At 45.7% G+C, this 22124-nt stretch carries 20 protein-coding genes, 2 pseudogenes and 1 other annotated feature; of the genes and pseudogenes, 2 read left to right on the top strand and 20 right to left on the bottom strand.

Features of this window, described 5'->3' with window-relative positions; genetic code table 11:
- Nucleotides 1-47: 47 nt before the first annotated feature.
- From ypeB to J7E78_RS09720, 5 genes are all read right to left on the bottom strand, one after another.
- Nucleotides 48-1394: a germination protein YpeB gene (ypeB, locus tag J7E78_RS09740; protein WP_215075986.1), complete on the bottom strand. Its 1347-nt coding sequence runs from the start codon at nucleotides 1392-1394 to the stop codon at nucleotides 48-50.
- 121 nt (nucleotides 1395-1515) lie between these two features.
- On the bottom strand, nucleotides 1516-1686 hold the full coding sequence (locus J7E78_RS09735) for a hypothetical protein (RefSeq protein WP_165980215.1): 171 nt from the start codon (nucleotides 1684-1686) through the stop codon (nucleotides 1516-1518).
- Nucleotides 1687-1800: 114 nt separating this feature from the next.
- A complete protein-coding gene (gene prsW / locus J7E78_RS09730; protein ID WP_062835211.1) occupies nucleotides 1801-2496 on the bottom strand; it encodes a glutamic-type intramembrane protease PrsW in 696 nt (231 codons plus the stop codon).
- Between the two features lie 43 nt (nucleotides 2497-2539).
- Entirely contained in the window at nucleotides 2540-3154 is a 615-nt protein-coding gene (locus J7E78_RS09725; protein ID WP_215075985.1) for a genetic competence negative regulator, read from the bottom strand.
- A 187-nt stretch (nucleotides 3155-3341) separates the two neighbouring features.
- Complete coding sequence (locus J7E78_RS09720; RefSeq protein WP_047843572.1) at nucleotides 3342-3695, bottom strand: hypothetical protein; 354 nt, start codon at nucleotides 3693-3695, stop codon at nucleotides 3342-3344.
- A 94-nt stretch (nucleotides 3696-3789) separates the two neighbouring features.
- On the opposite strand from J7E78_RS09720, the gene J7E78_RS09715 reads away from it, so the two are divergent.
- The gene (locus J7E78_RS09715; RefSeq protein WP_215075984.1) at nucleotides 3790-4686 is read left to right on the top strand and encodes a polysaccharide deacetylase family protein; all 897 of its coding nucleotides are present in this window, start codon (nucleotides 3790-3792) and stop codon (nucleotides 4684-4686) included.
- 44 nt (nucleotides 4687-4730) lie between these two features.
- Here J7E78_RS09715 and J7E78_RS09710 read toward each other — a convergent pair whose 3' ends face one another.
- From J7E78_RS09710 to J7E78_RS09700, 3 genes are all read right to left on the bottom strand, one after another.
- On the bottom strand, nucleotides 4731-5477 hold the full coding sequence (locus tag J7E78_RS09710) for a metallophosphoesterase (RefSeq protein WP_215075983.1): 747 nt from the start codon (nucleotides 5475-5477) through the stop codon (nucleotides 4731-4733).
- 80 nt (nucleotides 5478-5557) lie between these two features.
- On the bottom strand, nucleotides 5558-6010 hold the full coding sequence (locus J7E78_RS09705) for a hypothetical protein (protein WP_215075982.1): 453 nt from the start codon (nucleotides 6008-6010) through the stop codon (nucleotides 5558-5560).
- On the bottom strand, nucleotides 6007-6600 hold the full coding sequence (locus tag J7E78_RS09700; RefSeq protein ID WP_215075981.1) for a CPBP family intramembrane glutamic endopeptidase: 594 nt from the start codon (nucleotides 6598-6600) through the stop codon (nucleotides 6007-6009). The genes J7E78_RS09705 and J7E78_RS09700 overlap by 4 nt, the downstream gene beginning before the upstream one ends.
- Before the next feature lie 335 nt (nucleotides 6601-6935).
- Nucleotides 6936-7166, top strand: a binding site (T-box leader).
- Between the two features lie 199 nt (nucleotides 7167-7365).
- Here J7E78_RS09700 and serA point away from each other — a divergent pair.
- Entirely contained in the window at nucleotides 7366-8961 is a 1596-nt protein-coding gene (gene serA / locus J7E78_RS09695; protein ID WP_215075980.1) for a phosphoglycerate dehydrogenase, read from the top strand.
- Between the two features lie 106 nt (nucleotides 8962-9067).
- Here the strand turns inward: serA and J7E78_RS09690 are convergent.
- The 12 genes and pseudogenes from J7E78_RS09690 to J7E78_RS09640 form a co-directional block, all read right to left on the bottom strand.
- Nucleotides 9068-10628 (bottom strand): annotated as a pseudogene (locus tag J7E78_RS09690) (BclA C-terminal domain-containing protein).
- A gap of 588 nt (nucleotides 10629-11216) precedes the next feature.
- Nucleotides 11217-11642, bottom strand: a pseudogene (locus tag J7E78_RS30185) (collagen-like repeat preface domain-containing protein); the annotation flags it as partial.
- A gap of 201 nt (nucleotides 11643-11843) precedes the next feature.
- A complete protein-coding gene (locus J7E78_RS09685; RefSeq protein WP_311516973.1) occupies nucleotides 11844-13328 on the bottom strand; it encodes an ATP-binding protein in 1485 nt (494 codons plus the stop codon).
- Complete coding sequence (locus J7E78_RS09680) at nucleotides 13297-14013, bottom strand: response regulator transcription factor (RefSeq protein WP_215075979.1); 717 nt, start codon at nucleotides 14011-14013, stop codon at nucleotides 13297-13299. Before J7E78_RS09680 ends, J7E78_RS09685 begins: the two co-directional genes overlap by 32 nt.
- Nucleotides 14014-14153: 140 nt before the next feature.
- A complete protein-coding gene (gene ccsA / locus J7E78_RS09675; RefSeq protein WP_215075978.1) occupies nucleotides 14154-15416 on the bottom strand; it encodes a cytochrome c biogenesis protein CcsA in 1263 nt (420 codons plus the stop codon).
- Nucleotides 15413-17086: a cytochrome c biogenesis protein ResB gene (gene resB, locus J7E78_RS09670; protein WP_215075977.1), complete on the bottom strand. Its 1674-nt coding sequence runs from the start codon at nucleotides 17084-17086 to the stop codon at nucleotides 15413-15415. Before resB ends, ccsA begins: the two co-directional genes overlap by 4 nt.
- Before the next feature lie 14 nt (nucleotides 17087-17100).
- Complete coding sequence (locus tag J7E78_RS09665; RefSeq protein WP_017687661.1) at nucleotides 17101-17628, bottom strand: redoxin family protein; 528 nt, start codon at nucleotides 17626-17628, stop codon at nucleotides 17101-17103.
- A gap of 134 nt (nucleotides 17629-17762) precedes the next feature.
- Entirely contained in the window at nucleotides 17763-18512 is a 750-nt protein-coding gene (locus J7E78_RS09660; RefSeq protein WP_036607741.1) for a pseudouridine synthase, read from the bottom strand.
- A 197-nt stretch (nucleotides 18513-18709) separates the two neighbouring features.
- On the bottom strand, nucleotides 18710-19528 hold the full coding sequence (locus J7E78_RS09655) for a S1 family peptidase (protein ID WP_215075976.1): 819 nt from the start codon (nucleotides 19526-19528) through the stop codon (nucleotides 18710-18712).
- 63 nt (nucleotides 19529-19591) lie between these two features.
- Nucleotides 19592-20125, bottom strand: a complete 534-nt coding sequence (locus J7E78_RS09650) for a spore maturation protein (RefSeq protein ID WP_017687658.1) — start codon at nucleotides 20123-20125, stop codon at nucleotides 19592-19594.
- Nucleotides 20126-20131: 6 nt separating this feature from the next.
- On the bottom strand, nucleotides 20132-20758 hold the full coding sequence (locus J7E78_RS09645) for a nucleoside recognition domain-containing protein (protein WP_215075975.1): 627 nt from the start codon (nucleotides 20756-20758) through the stop codon (nucleotides 20132-20134).
- Between the two features lie 31 nt (nucleotides 20759-20789).
- Entirely contained in the window at nucleotides 20790-21977 is a 1188-nt protein-coding gene (locus J7E78_RS09640; RefSeq protein ID WP_215075974.1) for a D-alanyl-D-alanine carboxypeptidase family protein, read from the bottom strand.
- Between the last annotated feature and the right edge of the window lie 147 nt (nucleotides 21978-22124).

Here is a 22124-nt window from a genome sequence, read left to right as displayed (position 1 = left end):
TCTGCCGCAGTTATTCGCTCAACTTCAAATTTAAATTATCCATCTTTTTATGAGGTTGCATTGACCGGTTTGATCTCTTCAACCGCTTCTTCTATTCCTGTATTCGCATTAATGTATATCCGGTAACGGGAACCGTTAATTTTCCCTCCGAATTCATAACACAATACTTCTTTGCTGTAATCATTCTCAATCAAGGATTTGCGAACATAATGTTCTTCAAACTCCGAATTAAGCTTTTTGCGCACTTGTTGCTCCGTAAGAGTTGCTTTCGGAATTTTGCGCTTGTCATTATGTTCGTAGACAAAGTCACTCGCCTGGAAGCCGGTTACTTCGCCTGTATCCAAACCTACACGAACTGACATTTTCTCGGGATAGATCAAGGTGTCTCCTTGCTTACGCACATAAGTAAGGTTACCCAGATTACCATATTCATCGTAGTTTACAGCCTTCATATCCTTATAGCCTTTGTTCATTAGAAATTGATCTGCTTTAGCCATGGCATTCTGACGAGACACTTTTTTGGTACCGATTGGACGCGTATTACTGTAAGAGATCAGCATTCCGCCATTACGGGTGAAATCCATCATCAGTTTACCATTGTTGGCATGGTCAATCGTGGCAGTGTAGGACTCCCAGTCTGTTCCTTTGCCGTTCTCCTGCACTTGGATTTTGCTACTGTCCACATTAGAGAATTTTGCAGCCTTGCTCTGAATCTGTTCTTTGGTCACTGGCAAGCCGTCCAGTTTCTTCACTGATCGTTTAGCATAGATATTAGATACGGAAGGACCCCAATCAAGCTCCGGGTATTCCTGTACCTTTTTGTTCACAGTACGAAAACCATCAACAATCGTGTTGTCCATAGTTTGCTCTTGCGTTGCCATGGCAGTCTCTGCATCCATCCAGCGCAATCGGTCCGTCAGGACTTTCTCCTGCACATCCTGCAGATTCTTGGTAATCTCGGATGAATTCTGATACAGCTTTTTCAGGTTGCCCATTTCCTTCTCACTTAGCGGTTCGTTTGTTAGATCACGCATCGACGCCCGATAGGCAAAGTTGGAAATACGCGAGAGAAACTCCTCCGTCTCGTTAAATGGCAGCATGGTGAGTGGCAGTTGGTTGATCTCATTCTGCGCTTCACTGGTGAGTCGCCAAACATTCATCAAACCTTTGCGATGCATCCCCTGTGATGTAGAGTGAACCGCCAAGGTGTTACCAATCTCCGAATGCAATTTGTCCATATGAAAAGATAAATCGTGAAAGGCACGCTGATATTGATTCTCTGCCTTGATCAGAATTGCATTCTTCTCCTGATTCTCCTGATAGCCCCACACGAGCGCACCGACCAGCAGAACCGCAAATATCGGAAACATAACTGAACTTAAACGTTTATACATCGGTAGAGTCTCCTTTCTTCTAAACCACTACCTCTATTGTGGATCGAAGAAAGATCTCTTATGCATGCGATTTCCAGTCCTTACACAAGCAGGCTGCTAAAGTACCGTTTGGGTCCTCCTTTTAATTCAGCTGAATCCCAGTTGCCATGCCCTCTTCTTCAATTTCGAACTGGTCTCTGTTATCACAGAGGCACTGCTTGAATCCCGTCTCAATCCGGCCCCGTTCTTTCTTGCCTCGTAATGTAAATCGTTCACCGCATTGTTTACATCTGATTTTAATTTTAATTCTCATCACAACGATCTCCGTTTCTGTTGTTCATTCCCCGGGAGTTTAGCTATAAAAATAAAAACACACCGGAGCCATAGGCGCAATATGCGCTTTATGTCCACCAGTGTGTCCGTATTTTTATAATTTAACCTCTTCCTCCCGCTTCACAAAACGAAAAGGAGAACGGTTATTAGCTCGTGTGATTTTACCCATTGCCCCATACCACAGGCCCGCCATTAGCGGCGCTATAAACCACAACCAATGATTCACCATGGTGTTCATGATGACATCGTACAATGCATGCCAGAAAAAAGGTAAAACCAGAGACAGCACCAGATACCACCGCTTTTTCTTACCACCGATAAACTTGGCTTTACCCATGTAATAACCCATGATTACTGCGAACATAGCGTGCCCTGACACAGGGAGCAGTGCCCGAAGGAACATGGCTGAGACGGATGCATTCCCCGCAAAGGCATACAACACATTCTCAACAGTGGCAAATCCAAGTGAAACAGCGACTGCATATAAGATCCCGTCATACGGCTCATCAAATTCGGTGTGATTATAGATGATATGATAAAGTACGAACCATTTAACGAATTCCTCCACACCACCTGAGATCAGAATAGCCTCAAGATAAGGATTATCCCCGAGCCACATCATCATGCCACGCTGAATAATCATCACAGGCAGTACCATCAGAATCCCCATGAGGAAAACCCGCAATACCATATGAAGTGGCTCATAATCATAACGGTCTTTCAGGTAAAAGTATGTTAACAAGGCGAGACCCGGAGCAACTGCTGCCGCTAAGACCGAAAACAAAAGCACCGAAATTCCCTCCTCTGACTAAAGACGCGATTACAACTAGAGATTAATCCTGGCGTTTGAAGTGGGTGCAGATAACATCAATCGCTTGTGCAGGAATAACAACCTTACCATACTCTTCCATAACTGCCGGAGTAACTGAGGAGCCTTCACCAAATTCAGCAAGCAAGGCAATCAATGCCGCATGTTTGATGGAATCTACCTCATCAGGCTCCAAATGCAAGAACCACTTGTCTTTATAAGAATAAAGTCTCCCAGCATCCGTAACATGCTGACGCAACATATGTGCAGCTTCAATGAGCACTTCAAAGTCCTTGAATGCATAAACGATGGAATCGCTTTGCTCGAGTGTAACTTCCATTTCATATACTTCTTCAGGAAGATCATCTTCATGACCTAAACCATATTGTTGCGGATCATATTTTCCACGTGTGACAATGACAACCATCCCTTGAGCGGGAAGTGCGAATACTTCGACAGCGAGTGGACCTGTGGCATCAAATCCAAGTTCGGAATAGGCCTGATCCATCATTTCAGTGAACAGTTCATGAACCTTAGGTATTTCCTGCCACATATCTTCTTTTTGTATTCCGCGCTCGCTCAGATCGTCAAAGGTCAGGAAAATCCGTATCTTATCGTGACTTAGTCGTTCTATTTTCATACAGGATCTCCCCTTTATAAGCAAGTCTTATAACAGATTATGAAGCACAAAACAATATGTGCTGAAAATAAATCTATGTAGTTATGTTATCATTTTATACCTCTAAATGCACGAAGTAAAATCGACAAAAAAAGAATCATTCCACAGCCAATCCAGACTGTGGATGATTCTAATTGGAGGTTTTGGTTTATAAACCCGGTACTGTTGTGTTTGTTTGACTTAAAATTTGCTCTACTTCATGCTTCACATCGGGATTGGTGCGAATAAAATCTTTGAGCATGCTCATATTCGCTTCTTTTTCCTGTGGTGTGATTGCTCTTGCGGTCTTTGCTGCAGGATTTTTGTGGGATTCACCATGTTGATTTTGCTTGCTTGTGAACCCGTCCATACCCGGGAAAGTCATTTCCATCATCTTATGTTTTGCCTGATCCATCATATTTCGTGATGAACCCGATGACATCATGGGCAATTTGCCTTTGGACAGCCATGAACTGGCTGCAACACCAATAACAATGCCCCAAAAAAAGGATGACGTCTTCATTACACCAACCTCCTTCAAGTGTTAAAATCATATTTAGTGTTTGCGGTAATGAGCGATCTCATTCCGTATAAATACAGGAAAGCGAGTTGAAATCATGTTCAGACATACCGCCGCATTGATCATTGCTGCAAGTTTGCTGCTGTCAGCTTGTGGGACAGCGGAAGAAAAAACATCTGATAATTCCGCACCAGCAGGCGAATCAACTACCACGGTTCATGAAGAGCAAGGTAACTCTAACCCAACTGAAACAGGAGAATCCGGAACTGGTGTGCCCGAGCCATCAACCGAAGATTCAACTGCGACAGAAGAAGAACCTGAATCTTCGGAGAAGGTTTCTACAGAAGAGAAAGTGGAAAAGACGTATCATATGAATGAAAATTATTATATTAAACCAAACGATGAAGCGAGCCCAAACAAAGTGGTCTTGTTAACTTTCGATGATGGACCCAAAGAAGAAAAAATGATTACTTCTCTGATCGACACTTTAGATAAACATAATGCTAAAGCGATATTTTTCGTCAATGGATATCGGGTGAAAAGCCATCCGGAATTGCTCAAACTCATACATGAACGGGGTCAGATTGTAGGCAATCATGCCTGGGATCATGAGGATCTCAAAAAAATGTCAACCGCTGAGGCGGCAAAACAGGTTACAGATGTCCAAAAAATAGTGAAGGATACCATTGGTGAGGAACCGCAATTCTTCCGTCCACCTTTTGGGTCGGGAAATGATGCACTGAAGGCTGCTGTGAAGAAAAATGGCATGTTATATATGACTTGGTCTAATGGTTCGCTCGATTGGGATAAAAGCACCAAAGACAAACCGGAAAAAGTCATCCAAAATGTACTGGACCAGTTAAATCCCGGAAGCAATATTTTGATGCATGAGTTGCCATGGACGGTTGAAGCATTGGATGAGTTGCTGACCAAGCTTGAAAAGAAAGGCTATTCCTTTGTTGATCCGCGTGCAATAGAATTGGAAGCTCGTTAAATTGTAGTTTTGCGCATAAAATGAAACAGCCTTGATCCGATGGATCAAGGCTGTTTCTCTGTGAGTGCTTTTTCCGCGGGCACTCTTAACGTGATGATATGCATCTCCGCAGGACAACCTAGTCGGAGAGGAAGATGATTTGTACCGTATCCTCTGCTAACAAGCATTTTGCCTTCTTGATGAACGTCCTCGGCATTGCGCTTCAGGGAGTACCACCCATTAGATACGGGACGATACGCTTTGCTCAGGAACACAGGTCCGAAAAATGGTAAAACTAATTGTCCGCCATGTGTATGACCGCTTAAAATAAGATCTGCATTTTCTTCCAAGCGAAGGGCCTGCAAAGGATCATGAACGATAGCAATTTTGCAGAAACGGTTACCAATCTGCTGTAGTAATACATCGCCCTGTTTGGAACGATAGTCTATACCGATCAGGCTCAATCTGTCGTTGCCCCTTTGCAGATATTCCACATTATCCTGCAGGAGCTTAACGCCCGATTCCCGAAGAATTCGCGCAAGTTGAGCGGTACCAGCCCGCTTGTCATGGTTGCCATACACTGTAAAAGAAGGAGCAATGTTTGATAAAATTTTCATGTTATGTCTAACCAAAGACCATGAGATTCCTTTTTCCGCAACATCCCCACCGATGAGAACCCAGTCCACCTTGTTTTTAAATTTTTCCAGATCCTTCTGCTTCAGCTTGCGCTTGTGAGTGTCGGATACATACAAAATCATAGCCCCGTCAAAGGATGTTGGCAGATGAGGCACTTCAACCTCTTCTTCAATCATTTGATGAAGATGGGCTTCACGCCACATATGAAAAAGTACTAAAACTCCTATCAAAATGATTAAACATTCGAGTAAAAGCATTACCACGGCAAGGGAAGGAACGTATTCAGAGCGGGTGCCCCTTCAACCCCCCACCAAACCAGACTAATCGTTAACATGACAAAAATAAAAATGAGTGAATTGACAAACCTTTTGCTCAATTTTAGCCGACGTGAAGGATGTAATTCTGTTCGTGTAGGAAGCGAACCCGCTTCGGGGATCGATTCTTCCGTTGATTTTGGCGTTTTTTTGGAGCGTGATGGTGCCCTTTGAGGAAGTACTGGACTTTCCAGCTTTTCTGTATAGGGCTTCCGCTGTGATCTAGGTAAAGTAACGGAAGTAACTGGTGTGATTCCGCCAACCTCAGCAGCTGCTGCCGTTTCAGCAACGATGCTTACTTGAGAAACCACCTGACGCTCGGATGTCTCTTTTTTATCCGATTGACGATGGCGCTGACTGCCATATGTCTTCATTCTACTTAATGGCTGATTCATGATCCCCTCCGAAAACGTATCGCTAATCCGGACACCAAATCAATAATAAAGTGACATAATATAGGCGCCCATAATGTGCCGGATTGCATGTAAATCCAACCCAATCCATAACTTGAGACAAACACCCAGCCTGTTGGAATCCAGTGGCGCAAATAACGAATATGGATAACTGCAAATAAAATACTTGTCCAGTAAGGACCAATGGCGTGTTGGATGGCTCCACGGAATAATAATTCCTCACACACAGCAACAATGGCTGCTATACATACAATGTGCCAGATCGGACGCCCACGGAAAAGCATCTCGTTAATTCCACCGTCATCCATGCTTTCCTGAGGTATAACATACGACAGTACCAAGTCCATAACAAGCATAATACCTGCAAGACCAAAACCCCACCAGATAAATTGGTAATTGTCAGGCCATGCGAGTACATCTAACAAGTTTCGTTTCTGCAACAAGATCCACACAACTCCGATAATCAGTGTCAGACCTTGTGTAAAGTATAGATTGATCAAAAGCAAACGCTCGGTAAGCTGCTGTGGCTCAGCCTTCTGAATCTTGAACTTGGGAAACTTGAATTTTTTCATCGGATGCGTCTGTCCTCTTGAGTTAAATTTGATGGATAACAATTACGTTGTCCAATCGGATAGTATACTAAATGATAGCCAAAAAACCAAATAGGTTCAAGACCTGCCCCAAGTCCTGGTTTTATGTCCGTGCCATTACTTCATTAAAGCAGTAAAATCCAGTTCACCAAACAGCTTACTTTCCATCTTCTTGTGGTAGTTATATTCACTATTGTATTACTTATGGTGACTCTGTTTATGTATGAATCTAAAGACACCTGCAAAACAATTTAAAACATTTAAGCCTATTGACATGCTCATGTCAGCCATGATACATTATGAAAAAATTAGTCACGTTAAACACGATGATGGAAAAAAGACGTTGCTTCGTCTTACAGAGAGCCGATGGTAGGTGTGAATCGGTGGCAGGCAAATGGTCTTGAGCGCTCCTGAGTTATTGCATTGAAATTGGAGTAGGTGCAATCGGTTTAGACCCGTTATCCTCTTCGGTCTTCATTGACCGCTAAGACTGTCGTTGCGAAACGGCGGTGAATTAGGGTGGTACCACGACAACTCTCGTCCCTTATTGCGCAAGCAGTATGTGGATTGAGAGTTTTTTGATTTATTTTAAAGGATATCTGTGGGATCACTCTATTTGTTTCACCTTCCCCCTCTGCTGCGACACCGCGTTGTTGGGAGGAAGAAACAACCTGGTTTTAAGGAACACCTCTTCGCTGAGGTCAGACCTTGACGATATAGATACACATACCTAAGGAGGAAGAAACCATGTACAAAGTGTTAGTGTCGGACCCAATCAGTGATCTGGGTATCCAGCAACTGGTGGATGCAAATGATGTTGTTGTTGAGAAGAAAACCGGTCTTAGTGAAGATGAACTTGTTGCCATTATTGGTGATTATGATGCCCTCTTGGTTCGCAGTCAGACTCGTGTTACAGATCGTATTATGACGGCTGGTACCAACCTTAAGGTGATCGGACGTGCAGGTGTTGGTGTGGATAACATTGATCTGGAAGCTGCTACACAGCGCGGTATCATCGTTATTAATGCACCTGATGGCAATACCATTACAACCTGTGAGCACACGTTTGCCATGATGATGGCATTGGCACGACACATTCCTCAGGCATACGCCAAGACAATTCAGGGTACGTGGGATCGTAAAACCTTCCTGGGCGTGGAATTAAGAAATAAAACGCTCGGTGTACTGGGTATGGGACGGATCGGTAGTGAAGTTGCCAAGCGCGCCAAAGCATTCGGAATGGACATTCTCGCTTACGACCCATTCCTCACGGAGGAGCGTGCCGAGAAGCTGCAAGTGAAGCTGGCTAGTGTAGATGATATCATTCGCAATGCGGACTTCATGACCGTTCACACGCCATTAACTCCGGAAACACGGCATATGATTTCACGTCCACAATTCGAAGTGATGAAAAAAGGCATGCGTATCATCAACTGTGCTCGTGGTGGAGTTGTAGATGAGATGGCACTTGTCGAAGCCATTGATCAAAATATTGTTGCTGGTGCAGCATTTGACGTATTCGAAAGCGAGCCGCCAGCCGCTGATCACCCGTTCCTGAATCACCCTAGCATCATTGTCACACCTCACCTTGGTGCATCCACTGTAGAGGCACAAGAAAACGTAGCGATTGACGTATCCGAACAAGTTCTTCATATTCTGCGCAATGAACCGTTCAAGAACGCAGTTAACATGCCGGCTGTTGCACCAACCGTGATGAATAAATTGCAGCCGTATTTCAAACTGGGTGAAACGTTGGGTAGTTTTGCAGCACAGATTACACAAAATGCAGTGCAGGAGATTCGGATCGACTATGCTGGTGAACTTTCTGAGGTAGATACATCTCCTCTCACTCGCTACATTGTGAAAGGGATTCTCGCCAGACATTTGGGTGGAGAAGCCAACATCGTCAACTCCATGCATCTGGCCAAAATCCGTGATCTGAATGTCGTTGTAAGCCAAACCTCAGCAACTAAAGGATTCACTAACCTGATTACCGTAACATTGGTTACGACTCAGGATGCTGAGGAACGCCGTGTAGCAGGTACGTTGCTTGCAGGTTATGGAGAACGTATTGTTCGTCTGGACAAATTCCCGGTAGATATCGCTCCGGAAAGTCATCAAATCTTGATCTCCCATAACGATAAACCAGGTATTATCGGACGTGTAGGAACCCTTCTTGGACAAAACGATGTCAACATTGCATCCATGCAGGTTGGACGTAAAATTATTGGTGGTGCAGCGATCATGATTCTGACTGTAGATAAAGCTGTTCCAAAAGATGTGCTTGTGCAGCTTGCTGCGCTGCCTGAAATCAATACTGCTGTTGAAATTGTTCTGGAATAATCAAACTTATTTTTATAATGTATAAGGAGAGACGGACCCTCGTGGTTCCCGTCTCTTTTTGTTGTGTACCCGCTGAAATATCGGTGATGAAGCTTGCAAACAAAATTTAACTTAACTGAATAATGTTTAGTGTAGCTCCCGGAGGAGAAAGAACGGCTGCGCCAACAAGCCCGAATAATTGTAACTGTATTGTTGAACCAGCGGTAACGGTGACCATAAAGTCAGACTGCAGCTGACTGAGAGAAAGTACTGGAGATACTACACTCGCTGGAATAGCTGTACCGTTAAGTAAAACCCGAGATTGGATAGCAAGTGCAGCTGTCAGACTTATTTTGTATGAGATATAGTAACGACCTGCATTGGTCAGCGTGAAGGTGTCATTAGCCCCATTGACGGTTATACCTGTGCCAATATTTTGGTTATTCGGTAATGGAACGAGTGTACCACCCAATATTACAACAATCGTACCATTAGTGTTCTCAGCAAAATCCGAGTTAGATGTTACAGATGTTCCTGTTGCTCCTGTTGCTCCGGTAACGCCGACTCCCGTGGCTCCCGTTATACCTGTGGCTCCGGTTTCCCCAGTGATACCAGTTGCTCCGGTAATTCCCGTTACACCGACTCCCGTGGCTCCCGTTATACCTGTCGCTCCGGTTTCCCCAGTGACACCAGTAACTCCGGTAATTCCCGTTACACCGACTCCCGTGGCTCCGGTTATACCTGTAGCACCAGTTGCTCCGGTTTCCCCCGTAACACCGGTTGCTCCGGTACTTCCCGTTGTACCGACTCCCGTGGCTCCCGTTATACCTGTCGCTCCGGTTTCCCCAGTCGCACCAGTTGCTCCGGTACTTCCCGTTACGCCAACTCCCGTGGCTCCGGTTTCACCTGTCGCTCCTGTTTCACCAGTGACACCAGTTGACCCGGTACTTCCCGTTACGCCGACTCCCGTTGCACCTGTTATACCTGTTTCTCCGGTTGTACCTGTGACTCCAGTACTACCTGTTACACTTACTCCTGTGGCTCCTGTGATCCCCGTCGCCCCAGTCAACCCTGCAACACCAGTCGCTCCTGTTTCACCAGTACTTCCTGTCACTCCAACGCCAGTTGCCCCCGTCACACCCGTTGCTCCCGCACCAGCAAGCAACGTGTAATCCGGCGATGTGCCCGGCGTTCCGGTTGGTGATGCCACATTCGCAATATACGTACTGCCATTAAACGTTACTACCTGACCCGCTGGATACGTTGGGGCTACGGCTGGATCGAATGGTACTAGCCCTGTCAATCCCGCCCCTGTTGTTCCCGTTACACCTGATGCACCTGTGGCTCCTGTAGGTCCTGCACCAGCAAGCAATGTATAAGTCTGGCGAAGTACCTGGCGTACCCGTAGGAGAAGCCACAGTCGTTATATACGTACTGCCATTAAAGGTAACGACCTGACCGGCTGGGTACGTTGGAGCTACTGCAGGGTCAAACGGAACTGCACCATTGAGACCGATGCCCGTAGCTCCGGTCGCACCTGTAACTCCCGCTCCTGCTAACAACGTATAATCTGGCGAACTTCCTGGCGTACCCGTTGGCGAAGCGACATTTGTAATGTAAGTACTGCCACCAAACGTGACGATCTGTCCAGCTGGATATGTTGGTGCTAATGCGGGATCGAATGGCACGATGCCACTTAATCCTGCACCTGTGGCTCCAGTTGCACCAGTCGCCCCCGCAGCAGCGATTAATGTGTAATTCGATGAAGATCCTGGTGTTCCTAGAGGACCAGCTACACTCGTAATGTAAGTACTACCGTTATACGTAATTACTTGACCTGCTGGATAACTCGGGGCGAGCACTGGATTAAATGCCACGGCTCCTGTCAAACCAGCTCCGGTTGCTCCCGTTGCTCCAGTCGTTCCACCCGACAGCAAAAGCGTGTAGTCTGGAGAACTTCCGGGTGAACCCAAGGGACCGTTTACATTGGCAACATAAAGACTACCCTCGTAGCTTACTACTTGACCTTGAGCATAAGTTGGTCCCAGTGCAGGATCATATGCAGTAATATTGTTCAAGCCAACACCAGGTGCTCCTGCCGGACCCTGTGCTCCCTGTGGACCAACTGGGCCAACCGGGCCTACTGGGCCTACTGGTCCAATTCCTCCCGGTGTGCCATTAGCCCCTTTCACCCCCGGGACTCCTGGCACTCCCTGTGGGCCAGCTGGTCCGGTAATCCCTCCAGTTCCAAGAGTTGTCGTCGCCCGGCTTAGCGATATCGAGATCGATCGAATTAATCCCACAAGTTTATCTTTTTCTGCAGGTGGTGCTTCCAGAAGCAGCGTCACACTTAACAAGTCATCCAGTAAGTTTTGCAGGTTACCTGCGAGATTAATAAGAGGAACAGGGACAACCTCTGAACCTGCAATCGTTAATTCCAATACGGCTTGTAATTCAGCCTTTACCCCGGCACGAAATCCGGATTGATTTACAAAAGTAAGTAACTGACGTAATCCGTTCTGCAATGACAGTATATTGGCAGAAGTCGGCTGACTGATTGCAGCAGGAATAGCTACAGCCAAAGAACGCAGTATGGATTCAAACTGCTCCAGTTCACTTGTGGTTATTGGAATAAACGTAAGAGCCCGCTCTAAAAGATCTGCCTTCCAAGAATGCTTTAATATTGACCCTTTTTCGATCATCGGACATGCTTAACTCAATCCTCCTCTATCTTGCTTGCTTTTCAAGCTTATGTCATATAGGAAGAAAAATTATCTTGGACACTCTTTTTAGTCAAAAAAAGACCATTCATGTTCCACGTTGAACAAGATTAAACGGTAGTCTTCAACAAAAAAACACCCTGCATAAGAGGGTGTTTCCGCACTTTTTGTATGAAATTCAGCCTATTTCGATGAATCCAAAGGAAATTGCAAAATAAACTCTGTTCCTTCGCCAAGCACACTATTAACGGTAATCATGCCTTGATGCGCATCAACAATATTTTTCACAATCGCTAAACCAAGCCCCGTACCTACACTTTCTCCCCGAACACGAGCCTTGTCTGCTTTGTAGAATCGTTCGAAAATAAATGGCAAGTCAGATGAAGGGATACCTACACCCTGATCCTTCACAGAAACTCTGACAAATGGAGCACGAAGATAAGTGACCCGCTCGGCTGAGATCATTACATTTTTGCCAGTAGGCGTATGTCTAAACGCATTATCTAGCAAATTCGTAAATACTTGCTCAAGTCGATCCTCATCTGCTTGTTGAAGTGCAATGGTTGGCTGTTCGAACTTAAAGCGCAGTTGAATTCCCTGTTCTTTTGAACGGACCGAGAACTTCCGATATACACGCTCAAGTAGTTCTCCGAGGTCAACTTCCTTCATCACCATGTCCGTGTGTCCAGCTTCCATCCTCGCAAGGTCAAGCAAGTCTTTAACCAGTCTGCCCATCCGCAGGGACTCATCATGAATGACCTGGATCAGTTCTTCGCTCTCTTCCGGTGAGGTTGCCATACCGTCCAATAGGGCTTCACTGTAGCCTTGCATCATGGATAGCGGAGTTCGTATCTCATGAGATACGTTAGCCACGAAATCACGCCGCATTTTCTCCAGACGCACTTCTTCTGTTACATCTCTTAAGACAGCCACAGCCCCTCTGACAACACTGTCAGCATACAACGGTGCCATCTGAACAGACCAGACACCTTGCTGCACGTGAACATTGGAGTTCTGGTCCCTACCTTGCTCCATCACCATTCTGAACAAAGGAAGAAGGGGCTCAGGTACATCACGCGAAGTCTTGTCAGACTGCTCGGAATCTTGTCCTTCGTCCATTTTTGCCCAATCGAGATCATACCATGCCTGCATGATCTTCTCTCCTGGCGGATTCGTCAGAATAACTTTTCCTTCACCATCAAATGTAACCACCGCATCGGTCATGCTGCGAAGCACACTCGCCAAATGTTCTTTCTCATGGTTAAGGTTTCGAATATTATCTTCCAGTTGGGCAGCCATATGATTAAATGTGTTGGCAAGTTCACCAATCTCATCACTCGTTACCAGAGAGAGACGTGTTCCGTAGTTCCCTTTGCGAATCGCATTGGCTGCCTGAATCAATTGCTGCATGGGCTGCGTTATTTTGGTGAATAGAAACAATGCAAAAAACGTGGTTAAACTGAATCCGATAATACAGATATAGGTGAACAACCGCTTAATATCTCTGGATTCGGATTCTGCAAAGTTCGTATCAATGTAGGGCAGCAAAAATAGACCCAGCGCTATAAGTACACAACCCACAAGGCAGATAATAGTGATCCATAACTTCCCGACCAGTGATCTCCAGAAACTAAAACTACTTCGGTACTTCCAGTTTATAACCCACACCCCACACCGTCGTAATCATGGCCGCCGACTCAGGCGATACCTTGTTAAGTTTCTCGCGAAGACGCTTCACATGCGTATCCACGGTACGAAGATCGCCAAAGAATTCGTAATTCCATACATCTTTGAGCAATTCTTCTCTGGAGAAAACTTTGTCGGGAGATGTTGCCAGGTAGTGCAGCAATTCATATTCTTTTGGTGTAAGACTAATCTCTTCACCACCAGCGGTTACCCGGTGGGCATCATGCTCAATAACCAGATGCGGGAACACGATGTTGTTACTCGAATTGCTCTCCTTGGAGAGATAAGCTGTCGCGGAAGATCGACGCAAAATCGCTTTGACGCGATAAATCACTTCACGCGGGCTGAATGGTTTAACAACATAGTCATCAGCGCCAACTTCGAAGCCTTGAACCCGGTTAATCTCTTCACCTTTTGCAGTGAGCATCAAAACCGGCGTTGATTTCACCTGACGAAGACGGGTACACACTTCAACTCCATCCATACCCGGCAACATCACATCAAGCAAAATCAGCCCGTAGTCCCCTGCTGTTGCTTTACGCAGCGCAGTTTCCCCATCCTCCGCTTCATCGATTTCATAACCTTCTTTTTCAAGATACATTTTTAAAAGCCTGCGGATTCTCTCTTCGTCATCCACGACCAGTATTCGATTCTCATGTTCAACCATGCCTCTCCAGCCCCTTTGCAATAACTCCTCATCACTTCTATTATGTTCGATCTGGCGAACAATATTTGAATACCCTTCAATAAAAAGGTACGTTTGTGTTTCCCGCTTCTAAACTCAACCTTTGCAATACGAGTCTGTCCTTAGTCAGCTCCAGCATAAGAATGTAATCCGGCAATGATCAGATTCACTCCAACCAGCGTAAACATGACCACCAGGAAGCCAAGAACTGCAAGCCATGCAGACTTTTGACCTTGCCAACCTCTGGATAAACGCAAATGCAGATACACACTATAATATAGCCATGTAATTAATGCCCACACCTCTTTGGGGTCCCAACCCCAAAAGCGACTCCAGGCAATCTGAGCCCAGATCATGGCAAAAATTAATGCGCCCAGCGTAAATATCGGAAAACCGATGGCAATCGCACGATAACTTATCTCATCCAGATCATCGGCATCGATTCCATCCATCATTGGCTGCAACGCTTGTCCAAGTGGTCTGCGCACAAGAAGTCGTACAATTCCATACAGGATCAGACCTACAATAAGTGACCAAACCACCGTATTCAGCTTGCGTCCGGCATTTACCCCGTTCATCCAGGAAGGCGTCTCAAGTAAAGGTTTTTTCATGCCAAGAAACGGTGTCATGCTCTCCACTTCGCTATTATATGGTGCAAAAATCGGAGGCATGCGATAAATCACTTTCTCTATTGTACTATTTTCCTGTACCTCTGTGTCAATGCTGACCGTTTTCTGTACAAAAACCGCCTCATAGCCAGCTGCACGAAAGGCAAATACCGTTCCGATAAATCCGATGACTACAACGATCGTAACCAGGGTGAATTCAACCCATCCTCGTTGACGTCTTGAAGATTTGTCTTTACCACTGAAATCAACAGTACGGAGCAAATACATGAACCCTGCGGCAAAACCCACGGCGAAGAATGCTTCACCAAGCGCGGCCAGCGTCACGTGAATTTTCAGCCAAATGGACTGAAGCGCCGGGATTAATGGTTGTACCTCCTGAGGAAATACAGCGGCGTACGCCATAATAATAATGGTAAGTGGTAACGCAAACAAACCCAGTAATGACTTGCGGTATATGGCATATACAACAATAAATGCAACCATGATCATCATGGACAGAAAAGACATGAACTCATACATGTTACTAACCGGGATATGACCTGCCCCAGCCCATCGGGTTACAAAAAATACGATATGTGCCGCCAAGGCGACAGTCGAAGCGATAAAAGCTCTTTTACCCCAGCGATTCATATGGTCCAGAGGATCACGATTACTCCATTTTTTGCCCATGACCGCGACAGCATATAACAAGAATGCAGCACAATAGAGAAAGAAAGATACGATAAATGCATCGCTGCTGAAATCCAATAATCTCATGCCTGGTTCCCCCCGTTATCCAACGACTTCTCTTCCACTTCCAGATTCATCTGTTTCAAGACGGCCGCAACTTCACGCCTGAAGCCAAACCAGTTTTTGTTGGTATGTCCACCCAAAGTGAGCTGTTTATCATCAAAACGAATCCAGATACGGCGATGATGCCAATAAAAACCCATGACCAGACCCAACATAACAATCCCGGCTCCTACCCACACAAAAGGCATTGCCTTATCCACTCTTATATTGAGATAACTTACGGACTGAATAATATCGACCTTGTCCATGCTGTCTACTTCCAGCTGTAAAGGAATCTCAGCTCCAATCAACTGTTGGTTAATCTCATCTTGTTGAAACCGTTGTTTATCAATCTGCTTTGCAAAGTACAGATATTGTATCCCCTCTTCGGGCAGATCCGGTCCCTTGATGAGAAAGAGAAAAGCAGGTGCATTAGGTGAAGGCGATTTGGATTTGGGCTGACCATTCTCATCTAATCCAAAGTCCATAAACTTTTCTTTTACCGTGAGCTTATAAGGACCAGCTTCAAATGTTCTTTGGGTATCTACCATATCGATCTTAATTGCCCCGTATACTTCACCCGTCTTTGTATTGACCAGATCAGGCGTTACGGACCGAATAGTTGGAGTTAGATCATAATCAAACTGATATGCTTTCAGACCGTTATAATTCAATGGATGATTCACGCGTACATCATGTCTGGCCACCTCAGCTAACTGAGGTTTCTTCGAGAGATCCGAACAATCTGCTGTACATTCATACAAAACAACTTTTGTTTCGAACAGTTTTGGAACGGTCTTATTCAGGTTACGGAATTGCTCAGGTACTTCTTCCTCACTGTAGAATTCAACATTAAACTGTTCATTTTGCAGATACATCGACGTGTTTGGGATCTTTTTGATCTCACCTTCAGGAAAAGCGACATGCTCGTCCAGATTCAGACCTGGAAGCCCTCGTGCGAGCACCGCCAGCAAAAATATAATGAGTCCAATATGGATGACATATGGGCCCCATCGACTAAATCGCTGTTTCTCGGCGAGTAATGCATCCCCTTGGGTGTGCACGCGGTATCCTTTCTTTTTCAGCGGCGTAACCGCTTTCTTAACCCAGTCTTCTGGTGCCTCTTCGATGGTACCTTGGTACACCAGACGCTGTCTTGTCAAAAATTGCGTATGTTTACGTATTCTCTGTTTATTCAGTGCTTTGTAGAGCGGTAGGACGCGATCCAGACTGCATATCACCAATGATGCCCCAATCAGCACCAACAGTAGAATAAACCACCAGGATTCGTATGTATGGGATAACCCCAACAGATAATAGATATGACCCAATTGACCGTATGTTTCTTTGTAATACACGGAAGGATCAATATTCAAGAATGTACTTTCTTGCGGATAGATTGTACCAAGCATAGAACCTACAAGCGTAAAAACAATCATATAGACAGCAATTTTGACGGATGAAAAAAAGTTCCATATGCGGTCAATGATGTTGGGATTACTGCGCTGTGAACGGCGCGCCATGCCATCATAACGCATTTCCAGCACTTCATCCGATTTAGCTTCAGACTCCAGCAGCGGTTTCCCACATGCTTCACATAGTACAGTGCCTACCGGATTCTGGTGTCCGCACTCACATTTGGTATTTTGGAACACGAATAGACCTCCTGTCAGGGCTGCTTCGCCAGTTGCGAAATTTGAGCGTCAAGTGTGTCCAAATCAAGTTGCCCGATATGAATGGTAGAGATTTTGCCCGTGTCGGATACAAAAAATGTCGTTGGCATCGGAGAGATCCCAAAATCACGAACCGAGTTTTTCTCCCGGTCAAGCATGATTGGAAATGTAACCCCAACCTGCCGTACAAAATTATCCACGGTCATCTGATCTTCTCCAACATTAATTCCGACAAATTGTACTCCCTGGTCCTTCCATTTGTCAGCTTGTGCCTGAAGTGCGGGCATTTCTTTAACACAAGGTTCACACCATGTGCCCCAGAAATTGATCACCATCGCTTTTCCTTTGTACTCATCAGACGTATGAACTTGACCATCCAGGCCCAGCAGTTCAAAAGAAGGAGACTTGTCCCCTTCCTTTGGCTTGCCATTCGAGCCGGATACCGATGTCGTAATCGCATATCCGCCCAACACCAGGATCAATAACAAAATAACGATTTGCACCGTTCTTCTTGATTTCCCCATGTGCTGCTCCCCTTTTAAGTGACTGTAGCATTCGCATTTTATTGGTCTAAGACAACTGTGAACATCCTATGAACAATTATAGCGAATTTCGTCACAAAACTGCGGCGGTTTTATGAAAATTATGTGTCCTCACATTACCTTTTTTTCATTTTTTTGGCTGGTTCTGATTGTGCGAGGGTAATCAGGTTGTTGACTTCCTCTTTGGTCAGATGACGTGTCAGACCACGTTTCAGGTTTTGTAGCAAAATACCCCCAAACGAAATCCGTTTCAGACGGGTTACCGGATGGTTGATTGCCTCGAACATACGTCTAACCTGACGGTTACGTCCTTCATAGATCGTAATGGAAATGACCGACTCATTGGCCGCTGTATCCACATCTTTGTACTCTACCTCTGCAGGAGCAGTCATGCCGTCATCCAGCATAATGCCTGTCTTTAATTTCTCCAGAGCTGTACCATGCGGCACACCTTTAACTGTTGCATGATACGTTTTGGGTACGTGATGCTTCGGATGCGTCAGCAAATGTGCAAACTCACCATCATTGGTAAGGATTAATAAGCCCTCTGTGTCATAATCCAGACGACCTACAGGATATACGCGTTCCTTGACACCTTTCAGGTAGTCGGATACAATTTTCCGACCTTCCGGGTCAGATGCACTTGTGATTACGCCTTTTGGCTTGTTCAACATCAAGTACACTTTTTTCTCACTGCGGATTGGTTTTCCATTAACCGTAATCATATCCTCTTCGGGGTTCGCTTTTGTACCCAGTTCGGTTACGACCTCCCCGTTAACTTCTACTTTGCCGGACAGGATTAGTTCCTCGCTCTTGCGGCGGGATGCAATGCCTGCCTGTGCGATAATTTTTTGTAATCTTTCCATGTTTGTCATGTCACCTCACACTAATGATACCCATCACGCAAGGAAATCACAAGGATAATCCAAGGATTTTGTAAACTGGCGACACGAATATGCATTTTAGACTACATTCCCCATTGAGATTGACAAAAGAAAAAGCCTGCCTTTACACGACCTGTTGAACACAGATGGCGTAAAGATAAGCCTTTTTCTCAACTCATTTAATTGGAAACTTTGCCGGCAACTGCAACCTGTTTTTTGGCAGGTTTGGTACTCTCTTTAATGAAAGTCTGCACTGTTTTGGAAGTAATATAATAGGTACGTCCACCGTACACAAATGTCATCATACCAATGACCCGGTTGTTCTGATCCAGAACAGGGCCACCTGAATTACCTTGGGCCATGGATTTCACAATACTGCCGATTCCCTTTTTACCTGGAACGTCCGAAGCTTGGGAACTGAACACTCTGCTCTTGGCTACCGTATTGTAGGTTGAAGGAAATTCTTCATCCAGGATGACAAGATCACCAGCAGGATTTTTGGGGAATCCAATCGTATAGACAACCTGGTTATCCCTTGCGTTTGCAAACGTGACCGGTTGGGCGTCTATTTCCTTATCCAACTTCAGCAGTGCCATGTCTGTGACCGGGTCTGTCTTAATAATCTTCGCCTTTACAGGCTTGCTAAGGGAACCCGGACTTGCAACAGTCAGTGTACCTTCATCGCCATCAGACAGTTCAGCAAAACTCTGAACGACATGGTAATTCGTGAGCACTTCATCCTTCGAGATCAATATCGAGGTACCAACATCATAATATACCATATCGGGTTCATCCTGCTTGACCAAACGTACATTCACGACTGGAAAAGAATCAGCCGTAACTGCCATTTGTGCACGCAGCTGCTTGTCGAAGTAACCTGTAAAATGTATCGTCTGAACGGCTTGAGCTGCCGCCAGCCCCGTTGAACCTGCGAGCATTGCAATAGCAAGCACGCCTGTCATTCCGACACGGAGCATTCGTTTCCAACTCTTCTGCATGTCTCACTCTCCTCCGCTATTATTCTAGCATATCTAATATATCGGAAGGAAAGGAGATATCTTTTAACCAAAAACGAGCAAACAAATGGCGAGGGCAGCAATAAAACCAACAACATCGGAAAACAACCCTACTTTGAGTGCATATCGACCGTTCCGTATGCCTACAGCCCCAAAATAAACAGTCAGCACATATAACGTGGTGTCTGTACTCCCCTGAATCGTAGATGCCATACGTCCAATCATGGAGTCAGGGCCATGGGTTTTGATTAGATCGGTTGTAAACGCCAGAGAGCCTGTCCCCGTTAAAGGACGGAGTATTCCGAGTGGCAATACTTCGCCCGGAACACCCATCCAGGACACCAGCGGAGCGAACAGACTAATCACAAAATCCAGTGCACCCGAGGCACGAAATACGCTGATTGCGACCATCATGCCCACGAGATGTGGAATAATACTGATTGCAGTAGAGAATCCATCCTTGGCCCCATCAACAAAGGATTCGTAAACCGGGACCTTTTTGGTAAACGCATATAATGGAACAAACGCGATAATAACCGGGATGGCCCAGACGGAGATCCAGTTGATGAAGGTTAACAAAGGTGCTCATCCTTTCATGCCGGGATTGCCACTTTTCTGTATGCGCGGCGGTTTGTGTAAAGCCCTGTTTCGATACCAGCGATCGGCGATGATAGCAGCAAGTGTAGCGATAATGGTAGCCATCAATGTTGTTCCCACAATCTCTGTAGCATTTGCAGAATGATAGTTTAGCCGGATGGCAATAAGGGTTGTCGGAATGATGGTAATACTGGCCGTATTCAGAGCCAGTAAGGTGCACATGGCAGGAGAAGCGGTTTGTTTGTCCGGATTAAGCTCCTGCAGCTGTTGCATGGCTTTGATTCCCATGGGAGTAGCTGCATTTCCTAGCCCCAGCAGATTGGCACTCATATTGGAGAGAATATAACCCATCGCCGGATGATTTTTGGGCACATCGGGGAACAGGAAACCCACAACCGGACCGAGCAGCTTGGCAATACGGGCCAGGAGACCCGCATCTTCAGCCATTTTCATCATGCCCATCCAGAACACAAGCACACTAATAAGTCCAAAACAGACCGTGACTCCCGTTGCCGCCCCATCAAAAGCAGCTTGCGTGACCACTTCGATATTGCCGCTCACGGCTGCAAAAGCAAATCCGATTAAAATCATGAGCAGCCAAATTAGATTAATCATGGATTATATCCTCCCTTCAATGGCGATTTAGCTAAGGAGACAACAGGTGGCTTAACACGGCACGCCATGCAGCTGCCCAGGAAGAGACATCACCGATTCCACCCAACGTTGCATCTTCTGTCTTCGGTTCAGGAGGAATATAACTGCCTTTGCGATACACCGGAATTGAGCCAACAAGTTTGCCGTCAAGCTGCATATCAATGCGACCTGCCAATCCGAACGAAGGATCTGTCGATTGTTCCTTGCCTTCCGTTTCCGACTGTCCTCTATTTTCGTGTAGGATCAACTTCTTGGTCAATGAGCCTTCTTCACTTTTAGCCAGTGGGTACCAGAATCCCCGGCCCGTAACGACATCTGTATTTTGCACAGGCTGTTCTTGCTTGGCGACCTCTACTAACGGGAAGTACTCAAACCCGAAATCAAGCATCCGAGCATGATCGTTCCAATCGTTTCCGTCGTTCAGCGTTACTGCGGCGAGCTGCTGTCCGTTACGTGTAGCCGAGCTGACCAAACATCTGAAAGCTTTCTTTGTGTAGCCGGTTTTCACTCCATCCGCACCTTCATACATCCGGAGCATTTTATTTTTGTTATGCCAGGAGTACTCCCAGCTTTCATTGGGATTCGGTGCGGATTTGTCTTCCGTGGCTACGATGCGTTTGAACACCGGATTGTGCAATGCATATGCCGTTAATCGTGCCAAGTCGTTAGCTGTTGAATAGTGACCTTCTGCATCCAGTCCATGAGGGTTCATAAAATGAGAATGCGTCAGACCGATTTGCTCCGCCTTTTTGTTCATTAACAGGACAAAGCCTTCTTCCGATCCACCGACATGTTCTGCGATCGCAGAGGCCGCGTCATTGCCTGAACGGAGCATGAGCCCGTACAACATGTTTTCAAGCGTCATCTCTTCACCTAACTTGAGATAGAGAGAAGATCCTTCTTTGGCAAAAGCTGAGGGAGACACTTTCACTTTCTCATCCAGCTTGCTGTGTTCGATCGCTACGATCGCTGTCATGATTTTGGTCAAGCTGGCAATTCGCAGTTCTTTATCCCCATCCTTGCTGTATAAGATCCGGCCTGATGTGACATCAATGAGAGCAGCGCTTTGCGCATGTGTAGACGGACCTTGAATCGTTGCCTGGGCTTGAGTAACCCCTAATGAAGACAGCAAGAAGACAGGGATAAGCATGCATGCAAGTACTTTCGTTATTTTTCGCATCAATTCATTCCTCCGGGTCACTTGGAATCTTGTACTATCTTATGTCCGGACAACTTGGAGTATGTCCCATAGGGCAAAAACAGCAAAAATCCCTCACGCTTAAATGCGGGAGGGACGTTATGTATGAGACGTTATATAAGATATGAA

Origin of the sequence: Paenibacillus polymyxa (assembly GCF_018614975.1) — a bacterium.
Taxonomy (GTDB): domain Bacteria; phylum Bacillota; class Bacilli; order Paenibacillales; family Paenibacillaceae; genus Paenibacillus; species Paenibacillus polymyxa_E.
Note: the sequence above shows the minus strand (reverse complement) of the source record. Positions and strands in the feature narration are given on the sequence as shown.

What these genes read in the sequence shown, in the direction of transcription:
- J7E78_RS09680 (WP_215075979.1), bottom strand. Translation starts at nt 14,013, where the DNA reads ATGGTTGAACATGAGAATCGAATACTGGTCGTGGATGACGAAGAGAGA.
- J7E78_RS09665 (WP_017687661.1), bottom strand. Translation starts at nt 17,628, where the DNA reads ATGGGGAAATCAAGAAGAACGGTGCAAATCGTTATTTTGTTATTGATC.
- J7E78_RS09645 (WP_215075975.1), bottom strand. Translation starts at nt 20,758, where the DNA reads ATGATTAATCTAATTTGGCTGCTCATGATTTTAATCGGATTTGCTTTT.
- serA (WP_215075980.1), top strand. Translation starts at nt 7,366, where the DNA reads ATGTACAAAGTGTTAGTGTCGGACCCAATCAGTGATCTGGGTATCCAG.
- J7E78_RS09660 (WP_036607741.1), bottom strand. Translation starts at nt 18,512, where the DNA reads ATGGAAAGATTACAAAAAATTATCGCACAGGCAGGCATTGCATCCCGC.
- J7E78_RS09735 (WP_165980215.1), bottom strand. Translation starts at nt 1,686, where the DNA reads ATGAGAATTAAAATTAAAATCAGATGTAAACAATGCGGTGAACGATTT.
- J7E78_RS09700 (WP_215075981.1), bottom strand. Translation starts at nt 6,600, where the DNA reads ATGAAAAAATTCAAGTTTCCCAAGTTCAAGATTCAGAAGGCTGAGCCA.
- J7E78_RS09725 (WP_215075985.1), bottom strand. Translation starts at nt 3,154, where the DNA reads ATGAAAATAGAACGACTAAGTCACGATAAGATACGGATTTTCCTGACC.
- J7E78_RS09710 (WP_215075983.1), bottom strand. Translation starts at nt 5,477, where the DNA reads ATGATTGAAGAAGAGGTTGAAGTGCCTCATCTGCCAACATCCTTTGAC.
- J7E78_RS09640 (WP_215075974.1), bottom strand. Translation starts at nt 21,977, where the DNA reads ATGCGAAAAATAACGAAAGTACTTGCATGCATGCTTATCCCTGTCTTC.
- ccsA (WP_215075978.1), bottom strand. Translation starts at nt 15,416, where the DNA reads ATGAGATTATTGGATTTCAGCAGCGATGCATTTATCGTATCTTTCTTT.
- ypeB (WP_215075986.1), bottom strand. Translation starts at nt 1,394, where the DNA reads ATGTATAAACGTTTAAGTTCAGTTATGTTTCCGATATTTGCGGTTCTG.
- J7E78_RS09715 (WP_215075984.1), top strand. Translation starts at nt 3,790, where the DNA reads ATGTTCAGACATACCGCCGCATTGATCATTGCTGCAAGTTTGCTGCTG.
- J7E78_RS09720 (WP_047843572.1), bottom strand. Translation starts at nt 3,695, where the DNA reads ATGAAGACGTCATCCTTTTTTTGGGGCATTGTTATTGGTGTTGCAGCC.
- J7E78_RS09705 (WP_215075982.1), bottom strand. Translation starts at nt 6,010, where the DNA reads ATGAATCAGCCATTAAGTAGAATGAAGACATATGGCAGTCAGCGCCAT.
- J7E78_RS09655 (WP_215075976.1), bottom strand. Translation starts at nt 19,528, where the DNA reads ATGCAGAAGAGTTGGAAACGAATGCTCCGTGTCGGAATGACAGGCGTG.